Source organism: Sphingobacterium sp. UBA5789 (assembly GCF_002418355.1).
GTDB lineage: Bacteria > Bacteroidota > Bacteroidia > Sphingobacteriales > Sphingobacteriaceae > Sphingobacterium.
Window position 1 is genome coordinate 169804 of the sequence record NZ_DIDX01000004.1, and the last position, 12358, is coordinate 182161.

A 12358-nucleotide genomic window follows, 5' to 3' on the forward strand; every position below is an offset into this window, starting at 1 on the left:
TGAAAGACTGATGATAAAAACAAATTATAAACAAATGAAAAAAGATAATAGTCTGGTAGGTATTAAGGAACTGGCGAAACTGGCTAATGTTTCTATCGGTACCATTGACCGGGTACTGCATGACCGTCCGGGAGTTGCCGCTAAAACCAAAGAGCGGGTGCTGGCCGTTTTGCAGGAGCATGACTATCAGCCCAATATGATCGCACGTGCCCTTGCCAGCCGCAAAGCCCGTCGTATCGTTGTCCTTATTCCCTCTGCCTCTCCCGAATCTGCTTATTGGAAAGCTCCGCTTGAGGGAGTCCGCACGGCAGGCAGCGAGATTTTGCGGTACAGTTTTACACTGGATGTATTGCTGTTTGATCAGAATGACAGACACAGCTTTATTCCCCTGGCTGCACAACTGCTGGAGGAAGACTTTGACGCCCTCGTATTGGCGCCCATGTTCCATCAGGAAGCGCAGCCACTGCTGCAACATTGTGATGAAAACAAGATCCCGTACGTATTCATCAACTCCGATATTCCGGGGTCTGATAGTGCTGCTTACTTTGGCCCGGATCTTTTTCAGAGTGGATGTATGACCGCTCAGCTCATAAATTATATCAGCAATCCTGCGGATGAAATATTGCTGGTTCATATTTCCAAGGAAATGGAAATGCAGCATCACCTTTTACGTAAGGAAGAAGGGCTGTTGCAGTATATGCAGAATAACGGCATGAAGCAGAAATTGCATAAGCTGGTTATCCGGGATACCGCATACAGCGCAATAGAGCAGGCACTGACACAGCAATTAAAAGACACGACCGTAAAAGTACTCTTTGTGACCAACTCAAGAGTGGCATCCGTAGCTCGTTTTATTGAAGAGCAGCAGATAGCAGGAATATGTCTGATCGGCTTTGATTATCTGCCGGACAATATCGCTTATCTGGAAAAAGGTATTATAGACTTTTTGCTGTGTCACAAACCTATAGCGCAGGGTTATAAATCAGTGATGTCTCTGTTTCAATTACTGGAAGCCCAGCAGGAACCGCAAAAAATAAACTATATGCCTATTGACGTCATCAGTAAAGAAAATTACCGCTATTACGAAAATTAAAATCAGCCAGCACCAATGCTATAAACGAATAAACGTATTACTATGAAAAAGTACTTATTAATTTTCACCCTCTTAATCATGAGTCAGCTGTTCTCTTTTGCAGATAAGATTGATCCCGATTTTGCCGTTCGTGGTTTTCACCTGGACCTGCGGGTACAGGTTATGAAAATGCCGGCACTGAAAAAAATTGCCAGACAGCTACACGACGGAGGTGTCAATACCCTGATCATGGAATGGGAAGCTACCTATCCCTTTGAAAATCACCCGTTGATTCCCAATCAGTTTGCCTATACCCGGGAAGAAGTACGTGAATTTGTAGATTATTGCGAGAATATGGGAATAGATGTGATTCCTTTACAGCAAAGTTTCGGACATGTAGAGTATATCCTGCGCCATTACCGCTACAAAGATTTGCGTGAAGATCAGAAAGACTATTCGCAGATCAATCCACTGAAAGAAAAGGAAGCAAAAGCCCTTTTTACGGATCTGTACAAAGATCTGATCAGCACACATAAATCCGAATATATCCATATCGGAGGAGATGAAACGTATCTGCTGGGACATTCTAAAGAATCGCAGGCTAAGGTTGCTGCGGTTGGAAAGGGACGGTTGTACGGAGATTATATTAAGCTCCTCTGTCAGCTGGTCGTAGAGCTGGGGAAGAAACCTGTAGTATGGGCGGATATAGCCATGAAATATCCGGATGCACTGCAAGGCATTCCTAAGGAAACTGTTTTCATAGATTGGAACTATGGCTGGGATGTAGATATGTTTGGCAAGCATAGTAATCTGTTGCATTCGGGTTACGAAATCTGGGGAGCACCTTCATTGCGCAGTCATCCGGACAATTATTTTCTGACACAGTGGGAAAAGCATTTTAAAAATATACATGATTTCATTCCATTGGCAAGGCAGTTTGGTTACAAAGGCATGATCATGACTTCCTGGTCTACTTCAGGACTTTACGGCAGTACATGGGAGAGTCCCAAAGATCTGGTTGACTTGTATCCTATACGCCGCGTGTATCCTTTATTCGGATTTAATATGCTGATTGAAGCTTATTTCTCAGCTTTACGCACACAGCAACCGCTCGATATCAAAGCGTTTATACAGCAATACGGAACTAATCAGTATGGATTCGGAGAGCATGAAACCGATAGATTCTGGAATGCGCTTCGTGCAAACCCTTATGAAATAAATCAGGGCGTTATCAGTTCGCAGGCAGTTTCCATCACACAAATGAAGGACAGTGCGGATTGGGTCTTAAAGGAGTTGCAATCGCTTTCGCCTAAAAAGAACAAGAATGAATTTGCACATTATATCCTGATGGCACAGATCAGACAACGTTACCTGCGGTACATGGATATTGAAATGGCGCTGAATAATCCAAATTTTGACCCCAACACTATAGCGCATCTGAAAGCTGAATTAAAATTGCTTCGGGACGAAAAGCTTGATAAATCATTTAAAAAACTAAATGCTGATTTTATGTACACAACAGAGATACAGCAGGAAAATGAACTGCGTAACAGTAAAATCAGATTGCTGGAAGCACGATTAAACAGATTGGGTAAGAATTAAAACAAGAATTATGAAAACGAAATTATTCTTTATAGCCTGTTTCCTGATGCTGACGGTGCATACTGTCAAAGGACAAACGGAAAATAACTATCCGTTGTCTGTGAGCTGGCAGCCACTCATGAACAATTATGATGGCAAGGAGCAGGCACTATCGACATTAACCATTCAAAATACAGGTAACAAACCCTTTCCGTGGAAGGGCTGGCGTTTGTATTTTAATTTTATCCGGTTGCTGGAACCCGTCGATTCTTCACAACCCTTAGATGCTGTTCATATAAACGGTGACTACTTTTATTTCCTTCCTAATGCCAGAGGAAAAGAATTGCAGCCGGGGGAGAAGGTCACCTATACAATGGTTTCCAAATCATGGGTTGTAAATTATAATGATGCTCCGCAGGGATTTTATCTTCGATGGGACAATGCTAAACTGGAACCGCTGGGCCCGGTGAATTATATGCCGCCAACAGATGAGAAAGCGTTTTTCAGGGTTGCAGGTGATAAGGAAATGAATGCAGATATGTTGTATGAAAAAAATCTGCGTTATCAGCAGAATGAAGTATTACAGCGCGGACAGATCTTACCATCGCCTGTATCTATGGAGCGGCATTCCGGAACCTATACACTTAAGAGGAAACTTCATATTTCTTATGACAAAGGTTTTCAGGAAGAAGCCGATCTACTGTCCGGGACGTTGAAAAGCTACTTCGGTATTACTGCGCAAACCGCTGTCCGTACATCTTCCGGGGTAAAAGATATCCGGTTGCTGAAAGAAGACGGATTGGGATATGAGGCTTATAAACTGGAGGTCACGTCCAGGGGAATCACCGTAAAAGCTTCTGCAAAAGCAGGACTCTTTTACGGTATACAGTCTTTAAAGCTGTTAATTGATCCGGCGAATTACAACAAAGGGGTAAGTTCCAAAATCGTATTGCCTTTAGTTACCATTACGGATGAGCCGCGGTTTGGCAGCCGGAGTTTGATGCTGGATGTTGCCCGCAATTTTCAGCCTAAAGAGCAGATTCTTAAGATGCTGGATATAATGGCGCTCTATAAACTGAATACCTTTCATTTTCACCTGAATGACGATGAAGGCTGGCGACTGGAAATCCCGTCTATTCCCGAACTGACTGAAACGGGTGCACACAGGGCACATTGGGAAGAAGGAAAGGAATACAATAATCTGCCGCCTTCGTATGGATCCGGTCCATTTGCTGACAAGGGACGTGGAAGCGGATATTACAGTCAGGCAGATTTTATGGAGATCTTACAATATGCCAAACGCAGGCATATTAAAGTGATCCCTGAAATTGAAACTCCGGGACACGCACGTGCTGCTATTCAGGCAATGAACAGCCGCTATCGTAAATTGTTGAAAAGCGGAGACAAAGCCACTGCGGAAGCTTTCCTGTTGCAGTCATCAGGAGATTCATCCGTATTCCGCTCGGTACAGAAGTGGAATGATAATGTCATGGACGTTTCTATGCCGTCGGTGTACACTTTCCTCGAGCAGGTGACGGACGATGTTATCGCTATGTATAAAAAGGCTGGTGCGGAACTGGAAACTATTCATTTTGGAGGAGATGAGGTGCCGAATGGCGTCTGGGAGGGATCACCTGCTTTTGCTAAATTAAAACAGACAGATCCTGCAATAAAAAGTACAGAAGATCTGTGGCTTCGTCATTTTGATAAGCTGTACACTATGCTGAAGAAGAAAGGGCTGCTTCTTTCGGGCTGGGAAGAGGTCGGAATGCAAAAGATCACTCAGGATGGAAAGAAAAAATGGATTCCTTATAAAGGATTTAAGGATAAAGGGATCCATCTCAATGTATGGAACAATCTCGGTGGAAATGAAGACTTGGCCTATCGTCTGGCAAATGCAGGATACAAGGTGAAGCTATCCTTTGTGAGCAATTTTTATTTCGATATGGCTTACCATAAACAGTTTGATGAGCAAGGTTTTTATTGGGGAGGTTTTATCGATCTGGAAAAACCATACAGCTTTGTGCCGTTTCACTATTTGAGTAATCAGAAACAGGACTGGCTGGGGAGACCCTTACCTGAGCGCGTGTTGGCGGGCGCAGAAAAACTGACACCGGAAGGAGAACGCAATATCGTAGGATTGCAGGCGCTGCTGTGGTCCGAAACCATCAAATCCGAAAAGGAAATGGAACGTATGTTGTTCCCCAGATTGCTTGCATTTAGTGAGAGAGCCTGGGCAAAGCCTGGCGTGTGGGAGCAAGATGGTGAAAGTGCAGCCTCAAAAGCTCAGTATGAAAAACAAGTAAAGCATTTTTTTTCTATCGTCGGCCAGCAGGAATTAAAACGATTGCAGCATCTGGGCGTAGAATACCGTATTCCTACACCCGGAGTGAGACAGCTGGAAAATAAAATACATGTCAATATGGAACTTCCGGGATTTGTAGTCCGTTATACTGAAAACGGAGCAGTTCCTGAAAACATAGATCCAATATACAGCAAGCCTGTACCTTATGTAAAAGGAATGGTATTCAGAGCTTTTGATGAACAGGGGCGTGGCGGATTGCCTGTATCTCCGGATTTAGCAGGGGGGAGTCATGAAAAATAAACATGAATCCGTAGCTGTCGCTACGCTCTCTAAACGGGATCAGGCCGTTTCCATTGGTATCATTGTATTGTTGTTTTTTGTTTTTGGATTCGTAACCTGGATCAATGCGATACTGATCCCTTATTTTAAAGGCGCATTTACACTGAATCACTTTGAGTCGTATCTGGTCGCGTTTGCTTTTTATATTGCTTATCTGCTGATGTCTGTTCCTTCGGGATATCTTCTGCGCTATGTAGGATTTAAACGGGGAATGATGATTGGATTTTTTGTCATGGCTATAGGAGCAGCTTTTTTTGTTCCGGCAGGGAAAATGCAGCTGTATCCGTTGTTTTTGACAGGCCTCTTTACGCTGGGTATCGGACTTTCTGTTTTGCAGACGGCAGCCAACCCTTATGTTACCATCCTGGGGGATAAAGAGCGCGCTGCACAGCGGTTTAGTATTATGGGGATCAGTAATAAACTGGCCGGTATAATAGCGCCTTTGTTGTTTGCCGCTATTGTGTTGCGTCCGGAAGATCAGAGTATGTTAGACAGTTTGTCTACATTGTCTCCCGACCAAAAGACCGTAGCTATTGAAACTTTGCTGGCCAGAGTAGTGGTGCCTTATGCTGTCGTGTCTGTTATTCTGGTGTTACTGGGTTTGTTGGTTAAATTCTCTCCCTTACCCGAAATTCATACGGATGAAGAAGAAAAGGAGGGGGAAGGGCTGGCCAAGTCCCGGAAAACAAGCATATTGCAGTTCCCGCACCTGCTGCTAGGAAGTATTGCTATTTTCTTTCATGTAGGCTCTCAGGTGATTGCTGTGGATAGTATTATTGCGTACGGACAGCATTCGGGATTGTCCTTTGCGCAAGCCAAGACATTCCCGTCTTACACGCTTACGGCCACAATAGTTGGTTATATTCTGGGTATTATAATGGTGCCCAAAGTACTGAGTCAGCTCACAGCCTTACGTATATGTACGACACTGGGTCTGCTGTTATCCATAGCGATTATGCTGTTTTCCGGAGAGATTTCTTTTTTGGGATATCAGACAGATATTTCCGTGTGGTTTCTGGTATTGCTCGGATTCGCCAATTCTATGATATGGGCGGGAATCTGGCCACTGGCTTTATCAGGATTAGGTCGATTCCTTAAGATAGGAGCTTCTCTGCTGGTAATGGCACTTTGTGGCAATGCCATTATGCCTATGTTTTACGGTTTTTTTGCAGATAAAATAGGTCTCAAGGAAGCTTATGTTGTATTGTTGCCGTGTTATGCTTATTTAATATTCTATAGTTTTTACGGATTTCGTTTGAAAAGCTGGAAACGTTAAAGCGAACTATTTACTAAAACAAAGCTTATTTTATCCCCTTGTCAGAGGAATCCCGGATAATAAGCTTTGTTTTTATCACGACTTCCTGATAGTCCAGTGCCTGCATATCTTTGTCCTCTATTTGTTGAATCAGTATTTTGGCTGCAACACGCCCCATATCGTATGCACTGTCATCTATGGTCGATATCTGCGGCTCCATAATGGCGGAAATAGGGTAATTACTAAACCCTACGATAGCAACCTCTTCCGGTATTTTGTAACCTTTATTGCGGAATGCCTTCATTGTTGCGACAGCGGTATAGTCATTGGCACAGACAATGCCATCCGGCATTATCTTTTCATCCAGTAAAGCTTCAGCCTGAATTTTTCCTTCATCATAGCTGAGATTTCGGGTCTCTTTGATCAATTCCTGGTGTACAGGTAGCTGATGATCTGTCAGTGCCTGTTTAAAACCTTCCATTCTGGATTTAAAGATGTCCACATTCTGATTACCCGAAATATGAGCTATTGTTTTGCAGCCTTGCTGTATAAGGTGTTGAGTTGCAGTATAGGAAGCTTCAAAGTCGTTAATCACTACTTTACTTGCTTTGAGACTATCTGTATTCCGGTCGTATAATACCAGTGGTATATTGGATTTGTCGATTTTTTTGAGGTGATCGTACCTGTTCGTTTCTAAAGCAGGACAAATAATAATACCGGCAGCAAGGGAGGTTTCCAGCATCTTTACTATTTCCTTTTCCTTTTTATAAGAGTCCTGCGACTGGAAAATAGTGATCTGGTATCCCTGATTGTAGGCGTAGTCCTCGATTCCGCTGATCACCTTGGAATGGAAGTCAATGTCAATTCGCGGACAAATCACTCCAATAGATTTTGTTTTCTTACTTCTGAAGCTGGAAGCGATAGGATCCAGTGCAAAGCCCATTTCTTTCACCTTGTCATTGACCAGTTTTTTTGTGCTTTCGCTGATAGCATGGTGATTGGACAAGACGCGGGAAATGGTAGCGGTGGAGAGATTCAACTCCTTTGCGATATCTTTTATAGTAATGCGCGACGCGTCTGATTTCTTCATATTGACTTCCTTTATACTTGCTTTGCCGAAGTTAGTTCAAATTTTGCGTATTTCAAACTGTGTGATGTGTGTAATTTTATGCAAACATTTGCATTGATAATTATGTGTTTATTTAGTTTTAAATGTATTTATTAAAATATTGCAAGTTTTTTTATGCAAACATTTGCATTGAATTTGTTTTTTATCTACCTTGCTTAAACTAAATAACAGATGCTATAAACTAAAGTCTGAATTATGATATTTATTACTAACCATCAAAAAACAAAAGGGAGCAATCGTGCCTTTTTTCTGATGATTTGGTTTTTGGGTTTGGTGTTGTCCGTTCCGGGCGTAACACTTGCACAGCAAAAACAGGTTTCAGGAAAAGTTATTGATGCAGCTACCCAAGAGCCTCTTCCGGGAGTGAGCGTCTTGCTCATGGGGCAAAACTCCGGTATCAGTACCGACAATTCCGGTAATTTCACCTTAAAAGATGTCCGTGAAGGGCAGTCTCTGGTTTTTTCATTTTTAGGGTATACCAGTCAGACCATAAAGGTCGATTCCCGTAATGTGTACAACATCTCTTTGAACAGTCTTTCCACACTTATGGAAGAGACGGTTGTCGTAGGATACGGCCGGCAGAAAAGACGGAATCTGACCGGTTCTGTAGTGTCTGTAGGGGCAAGCGAAATTGAGAAAACCACATTACAGGATCCTTTATCTATTCTGCAGGGACGGGCAGCGGGTGTACAGGTATCCTCCAATTCAGGAGCACCGGGAGGAGAGATGACTATTCGTGTACGTGGTAACTCCTCACTGAACTCCGGAAATAATCCGCTTTTTGTCGTGGATGGTATTCCGATAGAGTCAAATTCTATCTCTTCTCTGAACGGTACCGAAAATTCTGGTTTGAATCCACTTGCAGATATCAATCCAAGTGATATCGCCTCTATGGAAATTCTGAAAGATGCAGCATCAACAGCGATCTATGGTTCAAGAGCTGCGAATGGTGTGGTTATGATTACCACTAAACGTGGAGCGGAGGGTAAACCAGAGGTATTGCTGAATGCAACCACCGGGGTGAGTTCGCTGACGCGTAAGCTAAGCGTATTGAATGCAAGACAATACCGCGAAGCTGTTCTGGATTCGTACAACGCAATGACAGTTCCGGAAGATCCTTATTATACACTTATTGATTCCCTAAATCCGATGAACAACGGAGATGTAGACTGGCAGGATGAGCTGATGCGAAGTGCCAAGCAATATAAAATAGATCTTTCTGTACGGGGTGGTAACCAGGGAACCAAATATGCCTGGAGTTCCTCGTATCTGGATCAGGACGGAGTCATACTCAATTCCAATTACAAAAGATTCACTTCCCGTCTAAATGTAGATTTCAATATTTCTGATCGTATCCGTATCGGACAGAGTGTATCGTATACGAATGCGGTAAATAACCGTACTAATGCAGCAGGATCGGGCAATCTGAGTATTATCCGGAGCTTGCTGGTGCGCCCGCCTAATATGTCTATGTATCTGCCGGACGGATCTCTGAACGGCTACATGATCGGTCAGCGTAATCCGGTAGGGATGGCACTCTATGCCACCAACCTCAACAAGAGTAACCGTATTATCGGTAGTCAATATCTGGAAATCGATATCTATAAAGACCTTAAGTTCAGAAGTAATGTGAATTTAGATTACATTGCTATGAAGGAAGATGAATTTATGCCTTCTATCCTGGATTACCGCGAGGGGTACAATACAGGTGGTGTGCGTTCTTCCGGCAATCTTACATGGGGTAATGAAAGTTATTTTACCTATACCAAGAATATTGACAACAAACACAATTTTGGAGCTGTACTGGGTATGAGTTTTCAGAAATGGCGTTATGACCGTACCGGATTAGACGGAATGTATTTCCCAAGTGATGATATCCGTACGTTGAATGCTGCTTCCGTGATTTCGAATCAGGGTGTTAACGTAGCTTCAGAGCATGCTATGCTTTCCTATTTTGGTAGAGCGACTTACGATTACAAAGGTAAATATCTGTTAGAATTTAACTTACGTGCGGACGGTTCATCCCGTTTTGGACGTGACAAGCGATTCGGTTACTTCCCTTCCGCGTCGGCAGGATGGCGTTTTGTGGAAGAACAGGCTGTGAAAGATCTGGGATGGTTAAGTGATGGTAAGCTTCGCTTCAGTCTGGGTAGTACCGGAAATGAGGCCATAGGTGATTACACTTCACGAGGCGAATTTACTTTAGGTACCAATTATCTGGAATTCTCTGGTGCGTCACCAACCGTAATGCCTAATGCAAGTCTTACCTGGGAGACCACTAAGCAATATAACTTAGGTTTAGAGTTAGGCTTTGTCAATAACAGGATTATGTTCTCTACAGATGCTTATCTGAAGAAAACGAAAGACTTGTTATACAATGTGCCTATTCCAAGCACTACAGGTTTTGAATATATAACACAGAATATTGGTTCTATCGAAAACCGCGGTCTTGAATTCAGTTTACAGACACGCAATCTGGAAGGTGCTTTCACCTGGAATACCAATATTAACGTCAGTCTTAACCGTAATAAAATAACATCCTTACCTAAAAACCTGCTAACCAACGGTTATATACAGAATGGTAATTTCCATATTCTGCAGGAAGGATTGCCGATAGGTGTATTTTATGGATGGCGTTTTCAGGGCGTTTATTCCCGTGACGAAGATAACGTCAACGGAGTTACCAATGGAGCTAATGGTCTGGTATTCGTTGGAGGAGATCCGATCTGGAAAGACGTAAACAATGATAATATCATCAATCAGGATGACAGAGAAATTATAGGTTATGCCGAGCCTAAATATTTTGGAGGTATTTCCAATGATTTCAGTTACAAAAATTTCCACCTGAATGTGTTTTTCCAATATTCTGTAGGCAATGAGATTTACAGTGAACTGAATCATCAGCGTAATTCTATTGTACGGTACAACAACTTATCTACAGATGCCCTGAACAGATGGCGCCAACAGGGAGATGTCACAGACTTTCCGCGCCTGATTCGTGATGATCCCAAACAATCGGACAGCAGAGTACAGAGCCGCTGGGTAGAGGATGGTTCATACATCAAACTGAAAAATGTTAACCTGAGGTATTCCTTCAAATCGGATTGGATAAAAAGGATCGGAATGCGTAAGCTGGATGCCTTTGTGACAGCCACTAACCTGATCACCTGGACGAAGTATACCGGATTTGATCCCGATGTAAATTCTTATTCAGGACTTCGTGTCGGTTTGGATGAAGGTTCGTATCCACAGAGTCGTACCTATATGTTCGGTTTAATCTTTGGACTTTAATTAATTAGCCATGAAAAGATCTTTTAAATATATATTTGCCGGTTTCGTATTGCTGATGACTACGGCCTGTTCAGATTCACTTCTGGATAAGGATCCGATCAGTAATTTTTCGGGACAAGGTTATTATAAGAAACCGAGTGATGCACAAGCTGGTGTCAACGGTATATATAACAGTATGCAATCCCTGTTTCGGTTGAATTTCGCCTATTGGGGTGAAGGCCGTGCAGACAATGTGACTACCCGTCACTCGGGTGATCCCTTTGCGTTGCAACAGAATGTTCTTACTCCAATCATCAATTCGGCAAGATGGGATAATTTCTACACGTTGATATCACGTGCAAATTATGCCATCAAATATACCCCACAGGTATTTGGTGAAGGAGAGAGTGAACTTAAAAAACAATTACTGGGACAGTCGCATGCACTGCGTGCAATCGCTTACTTCTATCTGGTGCGCATCTGGGGTGATGTTCCTCTTGTCACGGAGCCTTATGAAAGTGTGGAGCAGGATTTGTTTGTAAAACAAAATACGGCCGCAGAGGTATTGGCAAAAGTGGAGGAGGACCTGATCTTTGCTACTGAAAACTGCGCAAGCAGTTATACCGGAGCACGTAACCGTGTGCTGATAACCAAAGGTGCTGCCTATGCTTATCTGACACAGCTCTACATGTGGCAAAAGAAATACGACAAAGCAATTGCTGCAGCACAGAGTATACTGGGAGACCCGCAATATAGTCTGGTAGCTATGAGTGACTGGAATGATATCTTCGTAAAAGGTAGCAGTACGGAAAGTATTTTCGAGGTTGGATACAACGAGACACAAACAAACAGTCTGCGGATATTGTACGCTATCGGTTCAGATAGTGATTATGTGCCAAGTACCCGTTTTATTGCATCTATAGAACCCGGAGACTTACGTAAAGCGCGTATCTATGATGTGACGGAAGTACAACCCCGCAAAATCTGGAAATTCTTCGGTCAGGGTTTTAATGATGAGAGTGCAGACCCTTCTTCCAATAATATCGTACTGACAAGATTGGCAGATATTATACTGTTGAAAGCTGAGGCGCACGCCCAATTGCAGCAGCCAACGGAAGCACTGGAACTCTTGAATCGTATTCGTCGCCGTGCCGGACTTTCGGTCATGGATGAGGCTTCTGCAAACAATCTGTACGGTAGTCTGGTGAATGCTGTTTTGCATGAACGCTCGATCGAATTGTGTTTTGAAGGACACCGTTGGTTTGATCTGGTACGTACAGGTAAAGCAATCTCCACAATGAAACCTATAAATGGTCTTACGGATGAGCGTAATCTCGTGTGGCCTATTCATGAGAGTGCTGTTCTCAGAAACCCTAACCTTAACCAAAATGAATTTTATAAGTAATC

7 protein-coding genes are annotated in these 12358 nt (G+C 43.0%); 6 read left to right on the forward strand and 1 reads right to left on the reverse strand.

Translation table 11 applies throughout. The annotated features are described in order from the left end of the window. Positions 1-34: 34 nt before the first annotated feature. The 4 genes from B4B65_RS10070 to B4B65_RS10085 are packed head-to-tail and all read left to right on the forward strand — an operon-like array spanning position 35 to position 6573. On the forward strand, positions 35-1093 hold the full coding sequence (locus B4B65_RS10070) for a substrate-binding domain-containing protein (RefSeq protein ID WP_293915531.1): 1059 nt from the start codon (positions 35-37) through the stop codon (positions 1091-1093). 42 nt (positions 1094-1135) lie between these two features. Then, entirely contained in the window at positions 1136-2674 is a 1539-nt protein-coding gene (locus B4B65_RS10075; protein WP_293915532.1) for a beta-N-acetylhexosaminidase, read from the forward strand. Between the two features lie 10 nt (positions 2675-2684). Next, positions 2685-5258, forward strand: coding sequence for a family 20 glycosylhydrolase (locus B4B65_RS10080; protein ID WP_293915533.1), 2574 nt, complete (start codon positions 2685-2687; stop codon positions 5256-5258). After that, a complete protein-coding gene (locus B4B65_RS10085) occupies positions 5248-6573 on the forward strand; it encodes a sugar MFS transporter (RefSeq protein ID WP_293915534.1) in 1326 nt (441 codons plus the stop codon). The genes B4B65_RS10080 and B4B65_RS10085 overlap by 11 nt, the downstream gene beginning before the upstream one ends. 25 nt (positions 6574-6598) lie before the next feature. On the opposite strand, the gene B4B65_RS10090 is transcribed toward B4B65_RS10085, so the two are convergent. Next, positions 6599-7642, reverse strand: a complete 1044-nt coding sequence (locus B4B65_RS10090) for a LacI family DNA-binding transcriptional regulator (RefSeq protein WP_293915535.1) — start codon at positions 7640-7642, stop codon at positions 6599-6601. Positions 7643-7876: 234 nt separating this feature from the next. Between B4B65_RS10090 and B4B65_RS10095 the strand changes: the two genes are divergently transcribed. Continuing rightward, positions 7877-10972, forward strand: coding sequence for a SusC/RagA family TonB-linked outer membrane protein (locus B4B65_RS10095; protein ID WP_293915536.1), 3096 nt, complete (start codon positions 7877-7879; stop codon positions 10970-10972). 10 nt (positions 10973-10982) lie between these two features. Continuing rightward, a complete protein-coding gene (locus B4B65_RS10100) occupies positions 10983-12356 on the forward strand; it encodes a RagB/SusD family nutrient uptake outer membrane protein (RefSeq protein ID WP_293915537.1) in 1374 nt (457 codons plus the stop codon). Positions 12357-12358: the final 2 nt, after the last annotated feature.

What these genes read in the sequence shown, in the direction of transcription:
- B4B65_RS10070 (WP_293915531.1), top strand. Translation starts at nt 35, where the DNA reads ATGAAAAAAGATAATAGTCTGGTAGGTATTAAGGAACTGGCGAAACTG.
- B4B65_RS10075 (WP_293915532.1), top strand. Translation starts at nt 1,136, where the DNA reads ATGAAAAAGTACTTATTAATTTTCACCCTCTTAATCATGAGTCAGCTG.
- B4B65_RS10080 (WP_293915533.1), top strand. Translation starts at nt 2,685, where the DNA reads ATGAAAACGAAATTATTCTTTATAGCCTGTTTCCTGATGCTGACGGTG.
- B4B65_RS10085 (WP_293915534.1), top strand. Translation starts at nt 5,248, where the DNA reads ATGAAAAATAAACATGAATCCGTAGCTGTCGCTACGCTCTCTAAACGG.
- B4B65_RS10090 (WP_293915535.1), bottom strand. Translation starts at nt 7,642, where the DNA reads ATGAAGAAATCAGACGCGTCGCGCATTACTATAAAAGATATCGCAAAG.
- B4B65_RS10095 (WP_293915536.1), top strand. Translation starts at nt 7,877, where the DNA reads ATGATATTTATTACTAACCATCAAAAAACAAAAGGGAGCAATCGTGCC.
- B4B65_RS10100 (WP_293915537.1), top strand. Translation starts at nt 10,983, where the DNA reads ATGAAAAGATCTTTTAAATATATATTTGCCGGTTTCGTATTGCTGATG.